We start from the raw sequence: 26,022 nt of genomic DNA on the forward strand, positions 1-26,022 counted from the left end.
TTATATATATATTAGAAAGGGGGAGAATTAATGTCTAAAAGCAAAAAGCATAAAAGAAATAAAAAAAATAAAAATAATATGAATGATAGTTTGATGGAATTAATAAACAATGTAGATTTAGAAGAGGTTATGTCATTATTATCTGGACAAAATACAAATAATATAAATGATGATTACGATGATGAAGGAAACACACAAATGGATCTTGCTAATTTAGTTAAGAATCTAGGGTATATGAACACATCCAATCAGAATCAATTTAATGATCCCACTATTCAATTAATAAACATATTAAAGCCTATTGTAGAAAATAATAGAGAATCTATAGAAAAATTATTACAAGTATATTTTTTAAGTAGATTGATAAGCAAAAAATAAAAAAAGGAAGACTTTTGTCTTTCTCTTTTTATATATAAATATTTAATAAAAAGTGAATAAAAGATTATAAAATGGGTATCATAATAAATGTAAAAGGAGATATAATCTCCTTAGTACTAAATAAAGTAAGAAACTTAATTTAGTGCTAGAACCCCCCATCCCCCTTGGGACCGGTAGTCGGTCCCTTTTTTTGTTTTTGAAAATGACTAGTTTTTTAGAAGTTGGTAAAAATATAAATAATAGATAATACTTAATTATAGAATAAATGTGGTAAAAATTTATCTTGGAGGTAATACATATGATAAAAACCTTGAAAATCAAAAGAATAATAATATTTATATCAATTATTCTTTTATTTCTTCCTGTAGGTTGTAGAACCTTAGAAAAAAAAGATTTAGAAGAAAAAGAAAATAAATTAAATATATATCTGGATATTAAAGATAAACATTCATTAGAATTAATAAAATTAGCTATAGATGAATACACAAAAGAGAACTCAAAAGTAAAAATTAATACAATTAACTCTATAGGAGATAGTAGTAAAAAAGATATATCAGAAAAGAAAATGGATTTAATATTTACAAATGAGAGTAATATGATAGCATTGCAAAATGAAGGATTGTTAAAGGATGTAGATATATATTTGAAAAAGAATAAAATAGATGAAAATTTTCATAAAATTATATACTCTGTTGGGAGACATAACGATAAGTATTATGGTATTGGGTTAGTTCCTTATACAGTAGAATTTTTATATAATAAGGATAAATTAAAAGAATTAAAATTAGAGGAACCTAAAGATGGGGATAAACTAAGAAAACTTTTAAAAGAATTAAATAATAAAAATATATCTATACCCACTGTATTAACAGAAGATATAGATGTAAATGATGTGATTTTATCCATGGCTATGAAAAAAAATCTAAATTTATATAATTTAAATTTATCTTATATAGCAACAAGAAAAAAAGAATTCCAGGAAATATTTAAAAAAATAAATGATCTACAAAAGCAAGGAGTTATAAATAATAACACTTTCAAGTTGGGCAATGAAGGTTCGATTAAAAAACTTGTTAACTCTAACATACCTGCAATAATTTCTATATCTTATTATAATAATGAATTTAAAGATAAAGACAACATAGAAATAATAGATAGTTTACAGTGGGATAAGAATTTAAAAATTAATTTACCAATTATAATAGATAATGTAATATGTATACCTATAAATAGTGAAAATAATGAAAATATACATAAATTTATTTCATATGTATATGGCGATAAATTTCAAGAAAAGCTATACAGTAAAACTGGAATAACAGCAAACAAGAAAATTTCAAAAAAGGAAGGACATATTCAAGAAAAAATTAATAAGCATATAGAAGAAAGTTCAATAGAGGATATAATTATATCACAAGTTATGCCAGAAAATTTAAGAATGTCTATAGTATCAAAAATAGAAAAAATATTATCAGGTAATTATACAGGAAAAGAGTACGATGAAATATTAGAAGAAATTAAATAAGTGAATTAAAAAACAGTAGAAATATTTCTACTGTTTTTTAATGGGAATTACTTTTCTTACAACAACTACATATGCCATAAAAATATACTTGATTGCTTAAAACATCATAATCTGTATAAGATTTAATCTTATCATTTAAACTTTCAAAGTTTATATTGTTTATATCATCTACTTTTCCACAACTAAGGCATTGAATATGAGAATGAGGATTCATTTTTGCATCATATCTGAAATTACCTTCTCCTACATTGATTTCTTGAATTAAATCTACTTCTACTAAAGTTTTTAATGTTTTATATACCGTAGCTAAACTCATAGTAGGATATTCTGGTTGCAAAGATTTATATATAGTTTCTGCAGAGGGATGTTCATTAGTAGATTTTAAATATTTATATACTGCAATACGTTGAGGTGTAAGTTTCAATTTTTTTTCTTTGAAAATAGCAGTAATATTATTCATTATACATCATCCTTTTAATTAAATACAATTTCTATTATTATATAATAAAAATTATCTTTTGTCAATTATTTTCAAATGCTATTCAATATTATAAAACAGTTACCTCAACCTTTTTAGAATGATAACAAATAATAAAATTATCACAGAACATATTGCGATAGTTCCTCCTGGAGCACAATCTATGTAAAAAGATAATAATAGACCTATAATTATATCTAGAAAACCAAAAATAATAGAGTAAATAAAAGTCTTTTTAAAACCATAATTAAGTTGCAATGCTGTAGCCGTAGGCAGTGCTATCATGGAGGATATGACCAATATACCCATTATACGTATGGACAGTGATATAGTAGAACCAACAAGCAATGAAAAAATATAATTAATTAATTTTGTATTGATCCCAGTAATTTGAGCACCTTCTTCATCAAAACTTATATATAATAATTTATTAAAAAGATTATAAAGAATTAATAGAGAGATTACTCCTAAAATAGACATAATATATAAATCCTTAGTAGATACTGTAAGTATGCTACCGAATAAATATGTGTTTATGTTTGCATTAGTTTTTCCCATACTAACTAATGTAATACCTATTCCAATACTTAAAGTCATTACAATAACTAAAATTATTTCTGAGTATTTTTTATAGTAATTTCTTAAGTACTCTATAAATAGTGCACATATAGATGTAAAAATAAAGGAAGTTACTATTGGATTAAATCCTAATAATAATCCAATGGCAATACCTGCAAAGGAAGAATGTGATAAAGCATCTCCCATCATAGAATGTCTTTTTAACACTAAAAAAGTTCCCACTGCGGGACATAAAATAGATATAAGCAAAGAAGCTAAAAATGCATTTTGTATAAATTTGTATGAAAACATTATGTCCTCCTATCGTACTATATATTATTTAAATCATTTAAAGAACCAATATTCGTAGTAGAATATATTTTAGCAGTGGAATTTTCAACTTTAATAATATGTGATGAATTTTCAAAGGCTGCTTTTAAATTATGTTCTATAGAAATAATGGTCATTTGTTTATTAATATTTAAGTTTTTTAAAAAATCATATATATTTTTTTGACTAAGTATGTCTACACCTGTTGAAGGTTCATCTAATATCAATAAATCAGGATTACCAATAAGAGCTCTCGCAATAAAAACTCTCTGTTGTTGTCCACCGGATAAATTACCAATTAGATTACTTTTAAGATGATTTATATCTAATTCTTTTAATAATTGTTTTAATAAAGTATAATTTTTTAATCCTAAAGCTTTAAAATGACATTTAAATATTTCATTAACAGTTATAGGAAATTTAGAATTAAAATAATCCAATTTTTGAGGTACATATCCTATTTTATTTGTATTTGTAGAAATAGTACCTTTAGATGGATTTAATAATTTTAAAATAAGTTTTACTAAAGTACTTTTTCCACTACCATTTTCACCTATAATAGAATAGTATCCACCTTTAATAATGTTTAAATTTATATTCTTTAATACGTATCTATTATCCTTAGAATAAGAAAAGTACATATCTTGTATATTGATCATAAAAAACCTCCCAAAAATATAAAAACTACACAATTAATATTATATACATACTTGCAAATAGTTTGCAATATAAACAAATCTATTTGACAAAGAATGGATTAAATTGTATCATATAAATGCAAACGATTTGCAAAAGGGTGGTGTAATATAATAATGAAAAAAAGCTTTAAAATCCTTTCTATAATATTATTAACTATGATTATAATTTCAGGTTGTGGTAAGAAAGATGAAGTTGAAATTACTAAAGACAAGGACAAGATAAAAGTTGTAGTGACCTTTAATCCTCTAAGAGAATTTGTAGATTATATAGGTAAAGACAAAGTCGATGTAGAGGTAATAATACCAGAGGGAACAGAGCCCCATGACTTTGAACCTAAAGCTAAAGATATTATAAAATTAAACCAAGGAGATATTTTTATATATAATGGATTTGGAATGGAAGGATGGGTTGATAAAACTTTAAAATCTGTAGAAAATGAAAAAACTTTAATAGTAGACTCATCACAAAGTTGTGAGCCTATAAAAATTGATGAAAATGATCACAATCATAACCATTCCCTGTATGATCCCCATATATGGTTGGGATTGAGTACAGCAAAAAAGCAAGGGTGGAATATAAAAGAGGCATTAATTAAAGTAGATAAAACTAATGAAGACTTTTATGAAGAAAATTATAAAGAATTCGAGAAAGAAATAGATATTTTACTTAATGATTATAAAGATAAATTTAAGAATATAAAAAATAAAAGTTTTGTAACAGGTCACTCAGCTTTTGCATACTTTTGTAGAGACTTTGGATTAGAGCAACGTAGTGTAGAAGGAGTATTTGCAGAAGGAGAACCAAGTAGTAAAAAAATGAAAGAGTTAATAGATTATTGCAAAGACAATAATATAAAAACTATATTTTTAGAGGAAAATGTCAGTCCTAAAGTATCTGAAACCTTAGCAAAAGAAGTAGGAGCTAAAGTCAAAATAATAGATACAATAGAATATAAAAAAGAAGGCAAAAAATATTTGGAAATTATGAAAGAAAGTATTGAAGAAGTTTATAATAGTTTAAAGTAGAAGTATATGGATAAAATTATAAATCGTTATCCAGGGAGTTAGCTGCTCTTTACTCCCACTTTAAAGAAGATGAGAGTATTAGAGTTGGTAGTCATGGATAAAAAAGTAACTTTATAATTTTATCCACATATTATATATTAAATAAAGGGTTTGAGTAATTAAAAAAAAATAGTATAATAAAAATATAGAAATTATAAAATTTAAAAGGAGTGAACTTATTGGCTAGATGTGAAGTATGCGGTGCAGGAGCCGAAGTACATCATATAGTTAATAAATGCGAAGGTGGAATAAGCTATCCTATAAACTACAAATATTTATGTTCAGAACATCATAGAGGTAAAGATGGACCACATAAAAACTGTGAAGTTGATATAAGGTATAGGCTAGAATTGCAGAATAGATTAAAAGAAATTTTGATAAAAGATTATTATAATGTATGCGAACTAGAAAAATTACTTCATATAAATAAAAATAAATTAAAGCGAATGTTTAAAGGGAATAAAATTTATAAAGAAGGATACAAAAGAGAAGATATAATTTTTAAATTAATGGGTGGAAAAATATATAATTCTCATATGTTAGAAAGATACGATGATTTTATTCCTTTGACAATAGGATAGTAAATTAGGCATGTACGCAATTGTACATGCCTAATTTACTATCCTATTTTATACACTTTTCCTTAAAAAGCTCTTTGTACTGCATATCTATTTTTAGTATATGTCCTTCTATCCAATCCACAATAAAAAGTAATAAATCCCTTAAAACTTCCTTTTGATTTTCATCTATATAAGCTTTATCTATATTGGTTACTTTTTTTACAAAGTTATCATGTTGTTTTTTATGACATTCAAAATTAGGATAATTTACGCTCTTCATTAAATCCTCTTCATAGCCAAAATGATACACTGTATATTTTTGAAGTTCAGATAGAGTATTTAAAATATCATCATATCTGTCATACTCATCTTTTAGAGAAAGTAAATTATAGAGTTCATTAGCTAATTCAAATAATTTCTTATGCTGAGCATCTATACTTGCAATATTACAAGAAAAATCTTCTTTCCAGTTAAACATTTTAGTCCCCCTTTAAATTGGTATATTAACATTATAGCATATTGAATAGGTTTCTATAAAATTGAAATTTGTTTTCTTATAAAATACACTTGACTTTATCAAACAAACATTGTAGCATATTATAAAAGATTATAAGAGGTGATACAGTTGAAGTTATCCTATAAAAGTACTAGATCAGAAACAAATATAAATTCAAGTGAAGCAATAGTACAAGGTATAGCAGATAAGGGTGGATTATTTGTGCCAACATCCTTTCCTAAAATAGATATACCTTTTTCTCAATTAAAAGATTTTGATTATAAAAGATTAGCTATTTATATATTAAAAAAATTTCTAACTGATTTTTCAGAAGAAGAATTAAATGGATATGTGGAAAAAGCATATGATCAAAAATTTGAAAATAAGTCTATAGTTCCTATAGTAAAAAAAGAAGATGTATACTTTTTAGAGCTATATCATGGGCCAACCTTAGCATTTAAAGATATGGCATTATCCATATTACCATATTTATTAAAAGCCTCTTTAAAAAAGAATAAAATAGAAAAAGAGGTTGTTATATTAACAGCTACTTCTGGTGATACAGGCAAAGCAGCACTAGAAGGTTTTGCTGATGTAGATGATACAAAAATTATAGTGTTTTACCCAGAACATGGTGTAAGTCCAATACAAAAAAAACAGATGAGTACTCAAAAAGGGGAAAATACTTATGTTATAGGTGTCAATGGAAATTTTGATGAGGCACAAAATAGTATAAAAGAAATATTTAATGATGAAGTATTAGAAGAGAGTATAGAGAAAAAAGGATACATATTTTCTTCTGCCAACTCCATAAATATAGGAAGATTAATTCCTCAAATAGTTTATTATGTTTATTCATATATGTGGCTTTTGAAAAAAGGAGAAATAGAGGAAGGAGAAGAAATCAACATAGTAGTACCTACAGGTAATTTTGGTAATATATTAGCGGCATACTATAGTAAAAAAATGGGGATACCAGTAAATAAGTTTATATGTGCATCAAATGAAAATAATGTGCTTTGTGAATTTTTTAATAAAGGAATCTATGATAAAAATAAAGAATTTAAAATAACTTCTTCTCCATCAATGGATATATTAATATCTAGTAACTTAGAAAGATTAATTTATGAAATATGTGATGGAAATGAGGATAAAGTAAAAACATATATGGATAAACTAAAATATGGTGGAACATATGAACTAGATAAAGAGGAGTTGGAGAAATTAAATAGTTTTTATTCAAGTTTTGCAACAGATGAAGAAACCTATGAAAAACTTAAAGAAGTATATGATAAATACTCATATCTTATGGATACTCACACTGCAGTAGCATATAAAGTTTATGAGGATTATAAGAAGGATACAGGGGATAAGAGAAAATCTATAATAGCTTCTACAGCAAGTCCATTTAAATTCACTAGGGATGTAGCTAAGGCGCTAAAGATAAATGATGAAAAACTAGATGATTTTCAATTAATTTATAAAATATCTGAATATACGGGAGTTATGGTACCTAAAACTATAGAAAAACTTTATAAAGAAGAAATAATACATAATAGAAAATGTGAAAAAGAAGATATAAAAAATGTTATAAAAGAAATTTTAAAAGTATAGGTGATAATTATGTTAGAGATTAAAGTACCTGGAACTAGTGCTAATTTTGGACCTGGATTTGACTCCTTGGGAGTGGCTTTAAGTATTTATAATAAATTTTATGTAGAAGAAATAGAATCAGGTATTTATATTGAAGGATGTGAAGAAAAGTATAGAAATGATAAGAATTTATTTTATGTTTCTATGAAAAAAGTATTTGATAAATTTGGATATAAGCTTAAAGGATTAAGAATTAAAATAGAAGGGGATATTCCAGAATCTAGAGGCTTAGGTAGTAGTGCTTCTTGTATAGTTGGAGGGGTTATGGCAGCCAATGATTTTATAGGAAACAAATTATCTAAGGAAGAAATGTTAGAAATTTCCACGGAAATAGAAGGACATCCTGATAATGTGGCACCAGCCATTTTTGGTGGTATGACGGCTGTAGTTAAAGATAAAGATAGAATATATCATGATAAAATAGATATAGATAAAAATATAAATTTTCATGCTTTAATTCCAAATTTTATACTATCCACAAAGAAATCTAGAGAAGTTCTTCCTAAAACTGTAGATTATAAAGATGCAGTTTTTAATGTAGGAAGAGTTGCTCTTATGATTTCTAGTTTAATAAGTGGAAAGTATGAGAATTTAGAAGTAGCTTTTGAAGATAAACTTCATCAACCTTACAGGAAAGAATTAATAGGAAACTATGATGATTTAATAGTGAAATGTAAAAAAAATGGGGCATTAGGAGTTTTTTTAAGTGGGGCAGGTCCCACAATTATGGCAATAACAGAAAAACATAGAGAAGATTTTTTAAAAAATATGAATGAAGAATTAAGAATATTAAATCATAAATGGAATATAAAAAAATTAGTTGTAGATCATAAAGGGGCAACAGTAATATCTAAATTGAATGGGGGAATTTAACTATGAATAATATTATAGTGACAAAATTTGGAGGAAGTTCTTTAGCAGATGTGAATCAATTTAAAAAAGTTAAGAATATAGTTTTAGGAGACCAAAGAAGGAAATATGTAGTTCCTTCTGCTCCCGGAAAAAGGCATAAAGAAGATCAAAAAATTACTGATTTACTTTACTTATGTCATGCAAATGTAGAACAAAATGTTGAAATAGATTATATATTTACCATTATAGAAAAAAGATTTAAAGATCTTGCTAAGGAATTAGGGGTAAATATAGATATAGATACAGAGTTAGAAAATATAAAGAAAAATATAAAAAATGGAGCTACAGCAGATTATACAGCTAGTAGGGGAGAATACTTAAATGGATTAATTCTTTCTAATTATTTAGGATATGAATTTGTAGATCCAGCAGAGATTATATTCTTTAGGAGAAATGGAGTTTTTGATAGTGATAAAACTCAAGAAGCAGTAAGTAAAAGATTATGTAATATACAAAAAGCTGTTATTCCCGGTTTTTATGGATCCTTACCTAATGGAGATATAAAAACTTTCTCCAGAGGTGGATCTGATGTAACAGGTGCTATTATTGCTAGAGGAGTGGCTGCGGATTTATATGAAAATTGGACAGATGTATCTGGATTTTTAATGGTGGATCCTAATATTGTAGAAAATCCTAAAAATATAGAAAAAATAACTTATAGAGAACTTAGAGAATTAGCGTATATGGGAGCAACTGTATTACATGAAGAAGCGGTCTTTCCTGTAAGAAGTGCAGGGATTCCAATAAATATTAAAAATACTAATAGACCAGAAGATAAGGGAACTCTTATAATTGATGACTTAAAGCCAGCTAGTTATGCAGGAAGTATAACAGGTATAGCAGGGAAAAAAGATTTTGTTGTTATTGCCATAGAAAAAAATATGATGAATATAGAACAGGGGTATTGCAGAAAAGTACTTTCAGTTTTAGAAGAAAATTATGTATCTTTTGAACATATGCCTTCAGGTGTAGATGCTGTGTCACTGGTAATATCTAAAAATCAACTAAACGGAAAGCTAGATGGTATATTAGAGGAAATAGAAATGAAATGCAAGCCAGATTCTATAGAAGTTTATCCTAATATGGCTTTAGTTGCTATAGTTGGAAGGGGTATGCTTAGAACTGTAGGTATGTCAGCAAAAATATTTGACGCATTGGCTAGAGAAAAAGTTAATATTAGAATGATAATTCAAGGCTCAAGTGAGATAAATATAATTGTAGGTGTAGAAAATGAAGATTTTGAAAAGGCTTTAAAATCTATATATGATGAATTTGCAAAATAATCTAGGAGAAAAGGGGCTTAATTATGAAGGTTATAAAAATCGGACTATTAGGATTAGGTAATGTAGGTAAAGGAGTATGGAATATACTTCAAATAAATAAAGACATTATAAAGAGAAGATCTGGCTATAATATAGAAATCAAAAAAGTATTAGTAAAAGACATTAATAAAAAAAGAGATTTAAAGATTCCTGAAGATTTAATAACTACAGATGTAGATGAAATCTTAGAAGATCCTAGCATAGATATAGTGGTTGAGGTAATTGGAGGAGTAGAGCCATCTTTTGACTATATGGTAAAGGCTATGAAAAGTGGCAAGCATGTAGTTACTGCAAATAAAATGGTATTAGCTATGAAGGGAAGAGAGTTATCTCAAATAGCAAAACAAAATGGAGTACTATTTTACTATGAAGCCAGCGTAGGCGGTGGAATACCTGTTATTCACGGTTTAACAGAAAGTTTAACTGCTAATAAAATAAATGAAGTAATAGGAATAATTAATGGTACAACAAATTATATACTAACAAAAATGACCTTAGATGGATTAAGCTTTGAGGAGGCTCTAAAAGAAGCACAACAAAAGGGTTATGCAGAAGCAGACCCTACCTCCGATATAGAGGCCTTTGATGCAGTATATAAACTATGTATTTTGACTTCTCTAGGCTTTGATTCTTTTGTAGATGTAGAATCAGTGTATAGAGAAGGTATAACAAATATAGATCCTATAGACATTAAATATGCAGAAGAATTTGGATATGTAATAAAACTATTAGCTATAATAAAAGAAGAATTTGGAGAACTTGAATTAAGAGTACATCCTACTATGGTTCCAGCAGTGCACCCTCTTGCCAATGTAAATGATTCTTTCAATGCTATTTTTATAAAGGGAAATGCAGTTGGAGATCTTATGCTTTATGGAAGAGGTGCTGGAGAATTACCAACAGGTAGTGCAGTAGTTGGAGATATAATTTCAGTAATAAGAAATAAAGAAAGAGAAGAAAATCATTTTGTTCAATGTGATAAAACTTCAAAGAATATAAAAAATATGAGCGGAGTTAAAAGTGAATATTATATAAGAATCACAGTAGGAGATAAGCCAGGAGTTTTAGGAGAAATTACAACTATATTAGGAGAAAATAATGTAAGCTTACTTTCTGTAATACAAAAAGGTAAGAGACAAGAACACGCCTCTTTAGTGTTCGTAACTCATAGAACAAATGAAGGTGATGTACAAAAAGCCATTGAAAAGATAAGTGGACTTAGCGATGTTTTAAAAGTAGATAATATAATAAGAATAGAAAACTTAGGAATAATATAAAAGAAAATTCTGCTTTAGGGCTTTCTTTTAATGAATAATTGAGGATATTTTTCTTTGTTGCACTCATAATAATTTTAATTTATCAAAATTATTTGATCTATAAATTAACTGATTTAGGAAGTTTAAATATAATAATATAAACATAATTTATAAATATTAAATTGCTCATTATTACTAAAATAAAGAAGGGGTGCTAATGAAAATAGGAATCATATCGGATACTCATGTAACAAAAAAAGTTGAAAATATAGATAAATTACTGAAAGATTATTTTTATGATGTAGATACAATTGTTCATGTAGGGGATTTTAATTCTTTAGAAGTTATAAAAAGAATAAAAAACAAAAAAAAGTTTATAGGAGTCTATGGAAATAATGATAGCAAAGATATAAAAGGCGTTTTACCTATGAAAGACATAATAAAAATAGAAGGATATAAAATTGGATTATTTCATGGTCATGGAGGTAGTAAAAATACTTTAGATAGAGCTTATGATGAGTTTAAAGATGAAAAAGTAGATATTATTATTTTTGGACATAGCCATCAACCAATTATAAAAACTAGAAATAAGATTTTAATGATAAACCCAGGATCCCCTACGAGAAAATTAAAAGAGAGATGGTATTCTTATGTTTTACTAGAATTAGATAAAAAGAAAATTGAAGCTAAAATGGTATTGTTTAAAAAAAAATAGTTTAAAAACATAAAATAAAGAAGAGAGCTAAAATTATATTTTAACTCTCTTTTAGTTACAATCTATATTATGGTCTTATAAACATTTGTGTCCAATAAGGATTTCCTTTAGAATCTTTAGATACACCCACTCCAATTTCTGTAAAGTTTTTATTTAAAATATTACGTCTATGTCCTGGAGAATTCATCCAACCTTGTACAACTTCTTTTGGAGTTCTTTGACCCATGGCAATATTTTCACCAGCAGATGAGTATTTTAATCCAAATGAATTCATCATTTTAAATGGAGATCCGTAAGTAGGTGAAGTATGAGAAAAATAGTTTTTAGCTATCATGTCGTTAGATTTAAATCTTGCTACTCTAGAAAGCTCCCAATTTTCCTTTAATGGAGCCAAACCATTATTGGCTCTTTCAATATTAACTAGTCTTACAACTTCTGTTTCCATAGATTTAGTTTCGTTTGAACTTGGAATGGATATTTTTGCACCAGGATAGATTAAGCTAGGATTTTTTAGCTGTGGATTAGAACTTATTAGCTCGTCCAATCCAACCTGATTTTTCACTGCTATTTTCCAAAGGCTGTCACCTTTTTGAACAGTATATGTACCTTGGGCCTTTGCTGCTACTGGAAATGTTAGCGCTAAGCTTAAACTTAATGGAACAATTAATTTTTTTAACATAAAATCACCTCGATATTAAGTATGGCATAAATTTTTTTTACGAACAATAATCAAATAATGAGATAATGTGTTTAATATGTATATTATTCCTATAAGTTAATTTATAGGGAGATTATGTTAAAAGAAATTTCTGAATATACGTATAATGGCCTATTCAGTTATTGACAGCTATAATAAAAGTCTATATAATGTTAATTAACCGAATTAGTGAACCGGTTAAGTAAAAGAGGGGGGATATATATTGGCGAAAATTTCTATCCTGGGAAGTATAAATATGGATATAGTTTTGAAAGTAGATAGAATGGCTAAAGTTGGAGAAACTTTATTAACAAGATCTTTAGATAAAGTAGCTGGTGGAAAAGGAGCTAATCAAGGAGTTGCAGCAGCTAGATTAGGATCTAAAGTTTATATGATAGGTAAATTAGGAAAAGATGATAATGGTGATATTTTATATAGGAACATTGAAAACGATAACATAAATGTTGAATATATACTAAAAGATGATAAAGAACCAACAGGTATGGCAATAGTTACTGTAGATAAAGACGGGAATAATTCTATAGTAGTTGTATCCGGTGCCAATATGTCTTTAAAAAAAGAAGACATATATCAGTTTAAAGAGGCTATTAAAGATTCCAATATTCTTATAACGCAGTTTGAGACTCCTATAGATGTGGCAGAGGATGCTTTTAAACTAGCTAAAAGTTTTGGAGTAACTACTATATTAAATCCAGCTCCTGCAAAAGAAATAACTGAAAATCTTTTGAAAAATACAGATATTATTATACCCAATGAAATGGAAGCTTTTGAAATTACAAAAATAAAAATAAAAAATGAAAATGATATTAAAAAATCTGCACAAGTTTTTCTAGAAAGAGGAATAAAATTTGTAATTATTACTCTTGGAGAAAAGGGAGCGGCAATTATATCTAAATATAAGTTTGAAATAATTCCTGCTTATAAAGTAAATGCTATAGATACTACAGCAGCAGGAGATAGTTTTATAGGTGCTTTAGCACATAAATTAGGAGAAAAAGAATTAAGTTTTGAAAATATAAAAGAGGGAGTGCTTTATGGAAATAAAGTATCTTCTATAGTAGTACAAAAAGAAGGTGCTCAATCTTCTATACCATATTTAAGTGAAGTTAAAGAAGTTTTTAAGGAGAATTAATTATGAAGAAGATAGGAATTTTAAATAATGAGATATCCCATGTAATATCTAAAATGGGACATACAGATTCTTTAGCTATAGGAGATTGTGGATTACCTATACCAGAAGAAACTAAACGAATAGATTTAGCTTTAATAAAAAATATTCCAACCTTTATGGATACTTTAAAAAGTGTAATGATGGAACTTCAGGTAGAAGAAGTGCAAATAGCTAATGAAACTCAAGATTTAAGTTCAGAACTTTTTAAAGAAATAAAAAAACAGCTAGGACATGCAAAAATAACTTTTATATCCCATGAGGAATTAAAAAATAATTTGAAGCATTGTAAAGCTGTTATAAGAACAGGAGAGCAGACACCTTATGCAAATATAATATTAAAATCGGGAGTGGTTTTCTAATGAAAAAAGAAAATTTAGAAGAGAAGCCCTTTTTACAAATGAAAGGAATTTCCAAGTTTTTTTCTGGTGTACAAGCTCTAGACAATGTAGAACTTAAAGTATATAGAGGAGAAGTACTAGCTCTATTAGGAGAGAATGGAGCAGGTAAATCTACATTGATGAAAATATTAAGCGGTGTATATACAAAAGATGAAGGAGATATTTTTATAGATGAAAAGAAAGTAGATATAAAGGGGATAAAAGAAGCAGAAGAATTGGGAATATCTATAATACATCAAGAATTAAGTCTGCTTTCAAATTTAAAAATATATGAAAATATATTTTTAGGTAGCGAAAAATATAAAGGAATTTTTAATAAACTTGATAAGGATTACATGAGGTCAGAGAGTGAAAAACTGCTATCAACTATAGGATTTACAGCAGATGTAGATATTTTAGCTAAGGATATAAATATAGGTGAAATGCAAATGATAGAAATTATTAAGGCTATTTCTAAGAAATCTAAATTGATAATAATGGATGAACCTACTACTGCTTTAACTGAAGTAGAAACAGAAAGGTTATTTAAAGTTATAAATAAATTAAAGTCAGAAGGAATTTGTATAATATATATATCCCATAGATTAGATGAAATCTTTCAAATATGTGATAGAGTAAACGTATTAAGAGATGGTAAATATGTAGGAGAGGTTAAAGTAAAAGATACAACAAAAGATGATTTAATAACTATGATGGTTGGAAGAAAGCTAGAAGAACAATTTCCATATAAAAAGGTTAAAAAGGGAGATGCATTATTAGCAGTAAATAATTTATCCTACAAAAATAAGGTGAAAAATATTTCTTTTGAAGTAAGGGCAGGAGAAATATTAGGATTGGCGGGACTTATGGGATCTGGAAGAACAGAATTAGCTAAGACTATATTTGGAGAGTATAAAAAAAGTAGTGGTGATATATATATAAATGATAAAAAAATTAATATAACTTCCCCTAAAGAAGCTATAGAGAATGGCATAGCTTATTTATCAGAAGATAGAAAAAAAGAAGGGCTTATTTTAAATATGTCTGTAGGTAATAATATAAGTCTTTGTAACTTAAAGAAATATGAAAATAGTATAAAAAAGATAAATAAAGAAAAAGAATCAAAAGAAATAGATGATTACATAAAAAAATTATCCGTAAAAACACCTTCGGCTAATCAGATAATTAAAAACTTAAGTGGAGGTAATCAACAAAAGGCTATTATAGCAAAATGGATTATGATTTCCCCAAATATTTTAATAATAGACGAACCTACAAGAGGAATAGATGTAGGTGCTAAAAAAGAAATATATGAAGTTTTAAATGAAATCAAAAGTTTAGGTAAAGCCATAATTATGATATCTTCTGATATGCCTGAAGTATTGGGAATAAGTGATAGAATATTAGTTATGAGTGAAGGAAATTTGTCAGGAGAATTATCAAGAGAAGAAGCTACACAGGAAAAGATTATGAAATATGCAGTAGCTTTTTCTAATTAAAAATGTAAGGGGATGAAAGGAAATAAAATGAACAACAATATAAAAGAATTCCTTTTGAAGTTTAAATCGTTATTTGGATTGATATTACTATGTATAATAATTTCTATATTAACACCAAGATTTTTAAATGTATCTAACATAATGAATGTATTTACTCAAGTATCTGTTAATGCAATATTAGCTATAGGAATGTCTTTTGTAATTTTAACTGGAGGAATTGATTTATCTGTGGGATCAACACTTGCTATAACAGGTGCCCTTTCTGCTAGTATAATAAGACTTACTAATAGTATCTTTTTATCCTTGGTTGTAGCTTTAATAATTGGAGCAGCAATTGGACTGATGAATGGAGTAACAGTAGCTAAAGGAAAGATACAAGCTTTTATAGTAACTTTAGCAACTATGACTGTATTTAGAGGGGTTACTATGGTATATACAAATGGTACGCCAATATCAGGACTATCTGAGAAGTTTATGGTAATAGGTAATAAAAAGATATTAGGATATATACCAGTTCCAGCTATAATAACTATAATAATACTTATTATGGCATGGTATGTTTTAAGTCAAACTAGATATGGAAGATATGTTTACGCTCTTGGAGGTAATGAAGATTCAGCTAGGCTTTCAGGAATAAATACAGATAAAGTTAAAATGCTTGTGTATGTAATATGTGGCATGACAGCTGCTTTAAGTGGTGTAATTACAACTAGCAGGGTGGGAACAGCTTCTCCAAATGCTGGACTTGGTTTTGAACTGGATGCTATAGCAGCAGTAGTACTTGGTGGAACTAGTTTAGCTGGTGGGGAAGGAACAGTTGTTGGAACTATAATAGGAGCTATGATAATAGGTGTTTTGAATAATGGATTAAACTTAGCAGGAGTATCGGCATATTATCAATCTATTGTAAAGGGGTTAGTAATACTTCTAGCTGTTTTAATAGATAAAAAGAGTAAAAAATAAATTTTAATATAAATAATTTAATAAAAGGGGAGGAGAATAAAAATGAAAAAAAGAAAGGTTAAATTATTATCATTGATTCTTACAGGAGTTATGATGACAGCAGGTTTTGCAGGATGTGGAAATAGTGGTGAAAAAGATAAGGATAAAAGTGGAGAAGGTAAAAAAATAGGAATGGTAATTTCCACATTGAACAATCCATTCTTTGTATCCATGAAAAAGGGAGCAGAAAAGAAAGCAAAAGAACTAGGGTATGAACTTTTAGTATTAGATTCTAGAGATGATGGAGCTACAGAAAGATCAAATGTAGAAGATTTAGTACAAAAGGGGGCAGAAGTTATAATTATAAATCCTACTGATAGCGATGCTGTTGGTAATGCTATACAAGTAGCCAATGATAATAAAATTCCTGTGGTTACAGTGGATAGAAATTCAAATAAAGGACAAGTAGCTTCTCATATTGCTTCGGATAATGCAGCTGGAGGTAAGATGGCAGCAGAATTTATATTAGAAAAACTAGGAGAAAAGGGAAATATAGTTGAAATACAAGGACTACCAGGTACATCTGCAGCAAGAGATAGAGGAAAAGGATTTCATGAGGGAATAAAAGGAAAAGATGGTGTAAAGGTAGTTGCTAGTCAACCAGCAGATTTTGATAGACAAAAGGGTTTAAGTGTAATGGAAAACATAATCCAAGCCAATCCTGATTTTAAGGCTGTATTCTGTCATAATGATGAAATGGCATTGGGAGCGGTTAAGGCATTAAGTGGTAAAAAAGTTACTATTGTTGGTTTTGATGGAAATGAAGATGCAGTAAAAGCTGTTGAAAGTGGAGAATTAACTGCTACAGTTGCACAACAACCAGATTTAATGGGAAGCATTTCAGTAGAAAATGCAGTTAAAATTGCTAAAAATGAATCAGTAGAAAAGGAAATACCAGTAGAATTAAAACTTATAAAAAAATAAATATATAAAGTATAAACTTAGTGATATAATAAAATCCAGGATTAATTAATCCTGGATTTTATAAAATTTATATTTGTTAGAGGTATAGCAATGAAAAAAGTTACAATGATGGATATAGCCAAAATAGCAAAGGTTTCAAAAACTACCGTATCAATGGTTATAAATAATAGAGATAGTGGGATAAGTGAAGAAACAAGAAAAAAGATATTATCTATAGCAGAAGAATTAAATTATATACCAAATTCGCTAGCTAGAAGTTTAAGCACTAGAAAATCAGGAACCATAGGAATAATCCTTCCAGACATTACAAATCCATATTTTTCAGAAATGGCAAGGGCTATAGAAGATGTGGCTAACTCTTTAGGACATAACGTTATATTTTGTAACACAGATAATGAAGAAAAAAAGGAAGAAAAATATACAAGATTGCTATTAAGTAAGGCAGTAGATGGTATTATATTTATTTCTGGTGGAGAAAGTGCCAAGAGCATAGATATGCTAAAAAAAAATAATGTGAAATTTGTAATGGTAGACAGACCAATAAAAACAGATAAAAATAGTTATGGAATATATTCTTTAAATAAAAAAGGTGTAATTAAAGGTATGAATTACTTATTAAGTAAAAATATAAAGAAAATTGCCTTTGTAAAAGGTCCTAAAAGGCTAGAGAATACAAAAGAAAGATTTAATGGATATAAAGAAGTAATGGAATCATATAATTTATACAATGAATTCTATGTTTATGAAGGGGATTTTACTATAGAAAGTGGTATAGAAGTTACAGAGAAAATAATTAGAGAAATTCCAGATGTGGAAGCTATATTTTGTAGTAATGATATGATGGCTTTTGGAGGAATTAAGGTTCTTTTAAGAAATGGATACAAAATACCAGAAGATATAGCAATTATGGGATTTGATAATATAAATATTTCTAAATACATAGAACCAGAACTTACCACTATTGCTCAACCCATATATTCTATGGGAAAAGAAGCTTGTAGAATGCTTATATCTATAATAAATGGTGATAAAGAAGTAAAAAGACAAATATTTTTTGATACAGATCTTATAATTAGAAAAACTGTATAGTTAAAATACCTTCCATATTTTATGTGAGGGTATTTTTTATTATAAAAGAATTTTTAGTCAATGTATTTATATTGAAACATATTATAGTTATGAGAGCATACTTTAAGGAGAGATTAAGATAGAAGCAAATGGATTATTAAACCTTTTAGGAAATGTTCCTTCTACAATCTTAAATAAGCTAGCTGAATTATCACAGAATGAGGAGGTTTTAAGAGGGAAGGTTGAGTTAACGGTTATATATAATTTAGCACCTGAAAATATAAGGATTGCCGTAGAAAATTTAGGAGGAAGCTTTGAAAATCTAGGATATAATTTTGGAATAATAACCCTGGATATAAAGGACATAGAAAAAATATCAAAAGTACCTGGAGTTCAATATGTTGAATTACCAAAAGCTGTATATACCAGCGATTTAGGAAGTAATAGGGCCTCTTGTGTAATCCCATTACAAGAGATATATAAATTAACTGGAGAAGGAGTTTTATTAGGATTTATAGATTCAGGTATTGATTACACCCATCCAGCATTTATAGATGAAAATGAAAATACCAGAATAGAATATATAAAGGACTATTCAGAAGAAGGGAAGGTTTGGAATAAAGAAGATATTAATAGAGCTTTAAAATCAGAAAATCCTTTAAGCATTGTACCACAAGTAGATACAGTGGGGCATGGAACCCATGTGGCAGGTATAGCTTGTGCAGGAGGAAACATAAATAAAAATCTATATGGCGTTGCATATAAAAGCAGTATAGCTATGGTAAAAATAACCCCCAGGGGAAATATAAATTACGCAAAAGATACCTTAATAATGAGGGGAATAAAATTCTTAATAGAAAAAACTAAGGAATTGAATAAACCCTTAGTTATAAATCTAAGTTTTAGTACAAATGATGGTTCTCATAAAGGGAGTAGCTTATTTGAACAATATATAAACACTGTATGTAGACTTGAGCCTATCTCCTTTGTAGTAGCTGCTGGTAATGAAGGAGATAGAGCACATCATGTAGGAGATATTGTAAAAGAAGAACAGAGTATTCCTATAAATGTTTCTCAAGGAGAAAGGGGATTAATACTACAGATATATAAGGATATAATTAATAATTTTACAATAGAAATAATAAACCCATCTTCTAACTCATCAGGTAAAATAATTTTAGATGAGGGATATAAGGAAGTGAATATTGGCAGAGATAAATTATATATATATAATACAGGACCTAAACCCTATAATATGAATGGTGAAATAATAATTACAATACTTCCTAACAATGATTTTATTTTATCGGGAATATGGAAACTAAATATAACTTGCAAAGATGAGTATAAAGGAAAATATGATATATGGATGCCAATAAGTGAATCTTTAAATCCAAATACTAAGTTTTTAGAACCTAATGTATACAATACTTTAGGTATTCCTGCTACCGTTGAAAATGTAATATCTGTTGGGAGTTATAATTATTTAACTAATACTATATCAAGTTTTTCAGGAAGAGGCAGTTTATATGAAAAAGCATATCTAAAGCCAGATATAGTTGCACCAGGAGAAGAAATATTATCTTCAGTCCCAAGAGGAAGATTCGACACAAAATCTGGTACATCTATGGCAGCACCTCAAGTTGCAGGTATATGTGCTCTTTTTATGCAATGGGGGGTTCTTCAAGGGAGAGATCCTTTTTTATATGGAGATAGATTAAAATATTATCTACTTAAAGGAGCAAGAAGAAATAGACCTAATCTAAATTATCCAAATGAAACCTGGGGATATGGAGAGATTTGTGCAGGAGATTCTTTTAACATATTAAGAGCAGAGGGAGAGAGTAGGGAGGTTATGGTAAAAATAAGGCAAGATAAAAACATTGAATATAATAGGTATCTAATTGAATATGATGGGGATATAGTAAGTAAAATGAAGACAATAGACTATGCAGATGTATTTATACTAGACGAGGATTATGCAGTGCTAATAGTGGAAGAAGGGAAAGAGGAACAATTAGAAAAAGATTTAAAGGAAATAGTTTATGTTGAAAGAAATTATATATTTAGTTTAACAGATATAGATCCGAAAGAAACATCACACATAAATGAATTTCATGAATATCCTTATCTAAATTTAACTGGTAGAGGAGTTTTGGTAGGAATATTAGATACTGGAATAGATTATTTAAATACTGAATTTATAAATGAGGACAATACTACAAGAATTGAAAGAATGTGGGATCAAACAGATAATAAGGGACCAAACCCTAAAAGTATTCCCTATGGAACAGAATATTTTAGAGATGATATAAATAAAGCAATAAAGGCAAAATTAGAGAATAAAAATCCTTATGATATAGTACCATTAAAAGACGATATTAGTCATGGAACTAAAATGGCTGGAGTAATAGGTGCAAAAGGAAAAAATCCAGAAGTTAAAGGAGCGGCTCCAGACTGCGAATTTGCAGTAGTAAAATTAAGGCCTATGAATGAAGAGGAGATGGTAGAACAACTAGGACATAATTTTGTAAAGGAACCGTTATACGATACAGTTTCTATTGTAACGGCAATAAAATATTTATATAATGTGGGAAAAGATCTTAATAAACCTATGGTCATATATATACCATTAGGAAGTAATGGAGGACCCCATGATGGAAATACAATATTGGAAAAATATATTGATAATATTTCTAATATAAGAGGTCTTGCAGTGGTAACAGGAACTGGCAATCAAGGCGAAAGTTCTACCCATACCTCAGGAACTTTACAGAAAAGTGGAGATATAAAGACAATAGAATTAAAAGTTGGTCCTTTTGAAAAGGATTTAACTTTTGGAATTTGGTGTAAAAAACCGGACAAGGTATCTATTGGAATAACCTCTCCAGCAGGAGAAAATATAGAAAAAGTATCTGCAAAAATTAAGGAAAAAGAAGAAATAGATTTAGTTTTTGAAGGTAGTAAAGTATTTATCGAATACTATCTTCCAGAAGAGCTAACAGGTGATGAATTAATACTTGTAAAAATAGAAAATATAAGAGAGGGTATATGGAGATTTAATCTTATAGGAGATTTAATTGTAAATGGAAGATATGATGCATGGCTACCTCAAGAGCCTATAATAGATAAAGAAACACAGTTTTTAAATTCAACCCCATATACTACAATACAAATGCCTTCATCCAGTAAAAGTATTTTATCTACTTCTTTTTATAACCAAAACAATAATTCAATCTTAGGAGAATCATCTAGAGGATATACAAGGGATGGAAGAATAGTACCAGATATAACTACTGGTGGTTTAAATATAAAAACCATAGACAATAGTGGGAGAGTGGTTATGGTAAGTGGAAGTAGTGCAGCTTCAGCAATATATGCAGGAGCATGTGCATTGATGTTTCAATGGGGAATAGTAGAGGGAAATGATCCTACTTTATATGCTGTAAAGCTAAAAACTTATTTCATAAGAGGAGCAACTAGAAGAGAGAGTGATTCATATCCTAATCCTGAATGGGGTTATGGAATTCTAAACTTAAGAGGAGTATTTGAAAATGTAAGAAGCAAAACTAATAATAAAAGAAATATATTTATTAGAATACCTAAATTTATTATAAAATAATAGTTACGAAACTCGCATATATTTCATAGTATAAAATGATAATAATGTTTAGGAGTCAAAATTAAATGGCAAAGGGAGCTTTAAAAGTACAAGTTTGGAAGGAAGATAGTTATATTCCTGTGGAAAATACAAAAGTAACTATAGTACAATCAGGGGAGACAAATCAAAGTAAAATAGAAATAAATGAGGCTACAGATTCATCGGGATTAACTAAAGAGGTAGAATTAAATGCACCGCCTATGGAATATTCACAATCACCAAACCCAAATTTACCTTATAGTCTGGTGGATTTAAAAGTTGAAGCAAGTGGATTTACACCGATTATAATAAAGGGGTGTCAAATATATCCAGAAAGGGTGGCATATCAAGAATGTAGATTAGAAACTGGCACACCTACAAGACAAGCTGAAGAAATAATAAGTGTAGAACCTAACACTATCGTAGGAAATTATCCACCTAAAATTCCAGAAAATCCAGAGAAGGTATTACCATCTCCAAGTAGTGGATTTGTAGTATTACAAGAACCTGTAATTCCAGAATATATAGTAGTACATCAGGGAGTACCGGATGATAATACTGCACCTAATTATACTGTTAGATATAAAGATTATATTAAAAATGTAGCTTGTTGTGAAATATTTTCTACTTGGACGGGAAATACAATTAGATCAAATGTATATGCAATAATATCCTTTACTTTAAATAGAATATATACAGAATGGTATAGAGCAAAAGGAAAACCTTTTGATATAACTAGTTCTACTGCATATGATCATGCCTTCAATTATGGAAGAAATATATATGATAATATAAGTAGAATAGTAGATGATATATTTTCAACATATATGAAAAGGCCAGATGTGAAACAGCCATTATTATCCCAATATTGTGATGGGGTAAAAGTTAAATGTCCAGGATGGATGACTCAATGGGGAAGTAAGTACTTAGGTGATGAGGGAAAAACTCCATATGAAATACTAACATCTTTTTATGGTAGTAACTTAAACTTAGTCACAGCAAAAGAGATAAGTGGAATACCCAAGTCTTGGCCAGGTTATACATTAACTATAGGCAATAGAGGAAGAGATGTTAGGACTATACAGATTTACTTGAATAGAATAGCTGATAATTATCCAGCTATACCTAAAGTTGCTGTAGATAGTGTATATGGAGCTAGTACACAAAATTCAGTTAAAATTTTTCAAGGTGTATTTTCATTGCCGCAAACAGGAAATGTAGATTATGCTACATGGTATAAAATTTCAGATGTATATGTGGGAGTTACAGGAATAGCAGAACTAAGAATGGCAAGAAGCTATGAAAATTTAAATAAAGAAATTTCAAAGGATAAAAAAGCAATATTTGTGCCACCAAATAATAATAAAAAAATATATATAATTTATCCTAAAGATGAGTAAAATAACTACAAGGGAAATTTCCCTTGTAGTTATTTTACTTTAGATAGAAAGTATAATTAAATTTTTATTAATAAAATATTAAAAAAATATGGATAAATTGATTAATGCACTAATATATAGGCTTTAGAAGTAATTTGACATGGTAACAACCTCTATGTTACAATGAGAATGTCGCAAAACAAACAACTCATAAAAAATAATAGAGTTGTTTGTTTTTTTATATCAGTTATCCAAAATTAGGAGGTTAATATGACAAAAATTAAAGTTGAAAATGTATATAAAGTATTTGGAAATAATACTCAAAAGGCATTTGAGTTAATAGAAAAAGGATATGGTAAAGAAGAGGTACTTAAAAAGACAGGCTGCAGTATAGGTGTAAATAATGTAAATTTTGAAGTAGAAGATGGAGAGTTTTTTGTTATTATGGGGCTTTCTGGAAGTGGAAAATCTACATTGATAAGATGTTTAAATAGATTAATAGAACCTACAGCAGGATCAATTTATATTGATGGAGAAGATATTGCAAAATCTGATGATAAAGCTCTTAGAGAAATAAGAAGAAAGAAAATAGCTATGGTATTCCAGAATTTTGCTTTATTTCCGCATAGATCTATATTAACTAATGTAGAATATGGACTAGAGGTGCAAGGGATAGGAGAAAATATTAGAAAAGAAAAAGCATTAGAAGCTTTAAAATTAGTTGGTTTAGGAAACTATGCTAATAGTAAACCTAAAGAATTAAGTGGAGGAATGCAACAAAGGGTAGGACTTGCAAGAGCTTTAGCTACAGATCCAGATATATTATTAATGGATGAAGCTTTTAGTGCATTAGATCCACTAATTCGTAAGGGAATGCAAGATGAATTACTTCAACTTCAATCTAAAATGCAAAAGACAATTATTTTTATTACTCATGATTTAGATGAAGCCCTAAAATTAGGAGATAGAATAGCTATTATGAAAGATGGAGTAATTGAACAAATTGGAACATCAGAAGATATCTTAACTAATCCAGCTAGTGACTATGTTAGAAATTTCGTAGAGGGTGTGGATAGAACTAAAGTACTTACAGCATCTTCAATAATGAAAAATCCAAATCCTATACTAACTCATAAGGATGGACCTAAAGTTGCAGTTAGATTTATGCAAGAAGAAGAAATATCTAGCTTATATGTGATAGACAAAGATAGAAAACTTAGAGGAATAATAAAAATAGAGGATGCATTAGAACTAGCACAGAAAAATATAAGACAAGTAGATGAAATAATAGATATAAATATACCTATTGTTTCTCCAGAAACTCCTATAGCGGATTTATTATCTATGGCTAAAGATTCTAGATATCCTTTAGCTGTAGTAGATGAAAGTGATAAGCTTTTAGGAATAATAAAAAGATCCACTATAATTGGAGGAATATTAGGAAAGGAGAATTAGTTATATGTTTTTTAAATTTCATGTAGGACCTTTTTTTGAATTTATTGTAGAATGGCTAAAAACTAATATAGAACCATTTTTTAATCTTATAAAAGTTATTCATGAAGCACTTATTAATGGATTAGAAGATATATTAATGTTTCCACCTAGCATAGTGGTAATTATATTATTTGCACTATTGGCATATAAATTAGCAGATAAAAGGGTAGCTATTTTTACCTTTGTAGGACTGTTTTTTATAGATTCTATGCAATTATGGAATCAGACAATGCAGACATTAGCTTTAGTTTTAGTTTCAGCTTTAATAGCGTTATTAATAGGTGTGCCTTTTGGTATTATGTCTGCAAGAAATGAAAAAGCTAATAAAATATTAAGACCTATTTTAGATTTTATGCAGACAATGCCAGCCTTTGTATATTTAATACCAGCAGTACTGTTTTTTGGAATGGGAAAAGTACCAGGAGCAATAGCAACTGTTATATTTTCAATGCCACCTGCTGTAAGATTAACTAATTTAGGAATAAGGCAAGTTCCAGATGAGGTAGTGGAAGCTGCAAAATCTTTTGGATCTACTCCTAAACAAATGTTATATAAAGTACAGTTACCAATAGCTCTACCTACTATATTAGCAGGAGTAAATCAGACTATAATGCTTGCACTATCAATGGTTGTTGTCTCAGCTATGATAGGAGCAGGAGGATTAGGTAGGGAAGTTTATCAAGGTATAACTCAATTAAAAATAGGGCAAGGTTTTGAAAGCGGGCTTGCAGTAGTTATATTAGCTATGATACTAGATAGAATGACTCAATCACTTGCAAATAATAAAGAATGAGGAGGATATTA

The 26,022-nt window shown here is 28.4% G+C and carries 24 protein-coding genes; 19 read left to right on the forward strand and 5 right to left on the reverse strand.

Annotation, left to right across the window (positions count from 1 at the left end; genetic code table 11):
* Positions 1-30: 30 nt before the first annotated feature.
* Both B5D21_RS03615 and B5D21_RS03620 read left to right on the forward strand, forming a co-directional pair.
* Positions 31-378, forward strand: a complete 348-nt coding sequence (locus tag B5D21_RS03615; RefSeq protein ID WP_011100501.1) for a hypothetical protein — start codon at positions 31-33, stop codon at positions 376-378.
* A gap of 298 nt (positions 379-676) precedes the next feature.
* Positions 677-1,903, forward strand: a complete 1,227-nt coding sequence (locus B5D21_RS03620; protein WP_035108890.1) for an ABC transporter substrate-binding protein — start codon at positions 677-679, stop codon at positions 1,901-1,903.
* A 37-nt stretch (positions 1,904-1,940) separates the two neighbouring features.
* On the opposite strand, the gene perR is transcribed toward B5D21_RS03620, so the two are convergent.
* The 3 genes from perR to B5D21_RS03635 form a co-directional block, all read right to left on the reverse strand.
* Positions 1,941-2,363 carry a transcriptional regulator PerR gene (gene perR / locus B5D21_RS03625; protein WP_011100498.1) on the reverse strand — a complete coding sequence of 141 codons (423 nt, stop codon included), beginning with the start codon at positions 2,361-2,363 and terminating at the stop codon, positions 1,941-1,943.
* 99 nt (positions 2,364-2,462) lie between these two features.
* Positions 2,463-3,251, reverse strand: a complete 789-nt coding sequence (locus tag B5D21_RS03630; RefSeq protein WP_011100497.1) for a metal ABC transporter permease — start codon at positions 3,249-3,251, stop codon at positions 2,463-2,465.
* Positions 3,252-3,268: 17 nt separating this feature from the next.
* A complete protein-coding gene (locus tag B5D21_RS03635) occupies positions 3,269-3,928 on the reverse strand; it encodes a metal ABC transporter ATP-binding protein (RefSeq protein ID WP_035108893.1) in 660 nt (219 codons plus the stop codon).
* 153 nt (positions 3,929-4,081) lie between these two features.
* Between B5D21_RS03635 and B5D21_RS03640 the strand changes: the two genes are divergently transcribed.
* Together B5D21_RS03640 and B5D21_RS03645 are read left to right on the forward strand one after the other, a co-directional pair.
* Positions 4,082-4,993, forward strand: a complete 912-nt coding sequence (locus tag B5D21_RS03640) for a metal ABC transporter solute-binding protein, Zn/Mn family (protein ID WP_011100495.1) — start codon at positions 4,082-4,084, stop codon at positions 4,991-4,993.
* A gap of 218 nt (positions 4,994-5,211) precedes the next feature.
* Positions 5,212-5,613, forward strand: a complete 402-nt coding sequence (locus tag B5D21_RS03645) for an HNH endonuclease signature motif containing protein (RefSeq protein WP_035108895.1) — start codon at positions 5,212-5,214, stop codon at positions 5,611-5,613.
* Between the two features lie 43 nt (positions 5,614-5,656).
* On the opposite strand, the gene B5D21_RS03650 is transcribed toward B5D21_RS03645, so the two are convergent.
* Positions 5,657-6,070: a bacteriohemerythrin gene (locus tag B5D21_RS03650; RefSeq protein ID WP_011100494.1), complete on the reverse strand. Its 414-nt coding sequence runs from the start codon at positions 6,068-6,070 to the stop codon at positions 5,657-5,659.
* Positions 6,071-6,208: 138 nt separating this feature from the next.
* On the opposite strand from B5D21_RS03650, the gene thrC reads away from it, so the two are divergent.
* The 5 genes from thrC (at position 6,209) to B5D21_RS03675 (ending at position 11,946) form a co-directional block, all read left to right on the forward strand.
* Positions 6,209-7,702, forward strand: coding sequence for a threonine synthase (gene thrC, locus B5D21_RS03655; RefSeq protein ID WP_011100493.1), 1,494 nt, complete (start codon positions 6,209-6,211; stop codon positions 7,700-7,702).
* 9 nt (positions 7,703-7,711) lie between these two features.
* Entirely contained in the window at positions 7,712-8,614 is a 903-nt protein-coding gene (thrB, locus tag B5D21_RS03660) for a homoserine kinase (protein WP_035124390.1), read from the forward strand.
* Positions 8,615-8,616: 2 nt separating this feature from the next.
* Complete coding sequence (locus tag B5D21_RS03665) at positions 8,617-9,936, forward strand: aspartate kinase (protein ID WP_011100491.1); 1,320 nt, start codon at positions 8,617-8,619, stop codon at positions 9,934-9,936.
* A gap of 23 nt (positions 9,937-9,959) precedes the next feature.
* Positions 9,960-11,252, forward strand: coding sequence for a homoserine dehydrogenase (locus tag B5D21_RS03670; RefSeq protein ID WP_011100490.1), 1,293 nt, complete (start codon positions 9,960-9,962; stop codon positions 11,250-11,252).
* A 196-nt stretch (positions 11,253-11,448) separates the two neighbouring features.
* A complete protein-coding gene (locus B5D21_RS03675; protein WP_035108902.1) occupies positions 11,449-11,946 on the forward strand; it encodes a metallophosphoesterase family protein in 498 nt (165 codons plus the stop codon).
* Between the two features lie 67 nt (positions 11,947-12,013).
* On the opposite strand, the gene safA is transcribed toward B5D21_RS03675, so the two are convergent.
* The gene (gene safA / locus B5D21_RS03680) at positions 12,014-12,625 is read right to left on the reverse strand and encodes a SafA/ExsA family spore coat assembly protein (RefSeq protein WP_011100488.1); all 612 of its coding nucleotides are present in this window, start codon (positions 12,623-12,625) and stop codon (positions 12,014-12,016) included.
* A gap of 241 nt (positions 12,626-12,866) precedes the next feature.
* Between safA and rbsK the strand changes: the two genes are divergently transcribed.
* The 10 genes from rbsK (at position 12,867) to B5D21_RS03730 (ending at position 26,011) form a co-directional block, all read left to right on the forward strand.
* Positions 12,867-13,796, forward strand: coding sequence for a ribokinase (rbsK, locus tag B5D21_RS03685; protein ID WP_011100487.1), 930 nt, complete (start codon positions 12,867-12,869; stop codon positions 13,794-13,796).
* Positions 13,797-13,798: 2 nt separating this feature from the next.
* Complete coding sequence (gene rbsD / locus B5D21_RS03690) at positions 13,799-14,194, forward strand: D-ribose pyranase (RefSeq protein WP_011100486.1); 396 nt, start codon at positions 13,799-13,801, stop codon at positions 14,192-14,194.
* Positions 14,194-15,711, forward strand: coding sequence for a sugar ABC transporter ATP-binding protein (locus B5D21_RS03695; RefSeq protein WP_011100485.1), 1,518 nt, complete (start codon positions 14,194-14,196; stop codon positions 15,709-15,711). The genes rbsD and B5D21_RS03695 overlap by 1 nt, the downstream gene beginning before the upstream one ends.
* 27 nt (positions 15,712-15,738) lie before the next feature.
* Positions 15,739-16,674: an ABC transporter permease subunit gene (locus tag B5D21_RS03700; protein WP_035110313.1), complete on the forward strand. Its 936-nt coding sequence runs from the start codon at positions 15,739-15,741 to the stop codon at positions 16,672-16,674.
* A gap of 42 nt (positions 16,675-16,716) precedes the next feature.
* Positions 16,717-17,637 carry a ribose ABC transporter substrate-binding protein RbsB gene (gene rbsB / locus B5D21_RS03705; RefSeq protein WP_035108905.1) on the forward strand — a complete coding sequence of 307 codons (921 nt, stop codon included), beginning with the start codon at positions 16,717-16,719 and terminating at the stop codon, positions 17,635-17,637.
* Positions 17,638-17,727: 90 nt separating this feature from the next.
* Positions 17,728-18,726 carry a LacI family DNA-binding transcriptional regulator gene (locus B5D21_RS03710; protein WP_011100482.1) on the forward strand — a complete coding sequence of 333 codons (999 nt, stop codon included), beginning with the start codon at positions 17,728-17,730 and terminating at the stop codon, positions 18,724-18,726.
* A 118-nt stretch (positions 18,727-18,844) separates the two neighbouring features.
* Positions 18,845-22,327 (forward strand): S8 family peptidase, encoded by a 3,483-nt coding sequence (locus tag B5D21_RS03715; RefSeq protein WP_158001430.1) that lies wholly within the window; start codon positions 18,845-18,847, stop codon positions 22,325-22,327.
* Between the two features lie 65 nt (positions 22,328-22,392).
* Complete coding sequence (locus tag B5D21_RS03720; RefSeq protein WP_011100480.1) at positions 22,393-23,745, forward strand: peptidoglycan-binding domain-containing protein; 1,353 nt, start codon at positions 22,393-22,395, stop codon at positions 23,743-23,745.
* 249 nt (positions 23,746-23,994) lie between these two features.
* Positions 23,995-25,179, forward strand: coding sequence for a glycine betaine/L-proline ABC transporter ATP-binding protein ProV (proV, locus tag B5D21_RS03725; protein ID WP_011100479.1), 1,185 nt, complete (start codon positions 23,995-23,997; stop codon positions 25,177-25,179).
* Positions 25,180-25,183: 4 nt separating this feature from the next.
* The gene (locus B5D21_RS03730; RefSeq protein ID WP_011100478.1) at positions 25,184-26,011 is read left to right on the forward strand and encodes an ABC transporter permease; all 828 of its coding nucleotides are present in this window, start codon (positions 25,184-25,186) and stop codon (positions 26,009-26,011) included.
* Positions 26,012-26,022: the final 11 nt, after the last annotated feature.

The organism is Clostridium tetani, from assembly GCF_900167265.1.
Taxonomy (GTDB): domain Bacteria; phylum Bacillota; class Clostridia; order Clostridiales; family Clostridiaceae; genus Clostridium_G; species Clostridium_G tetani.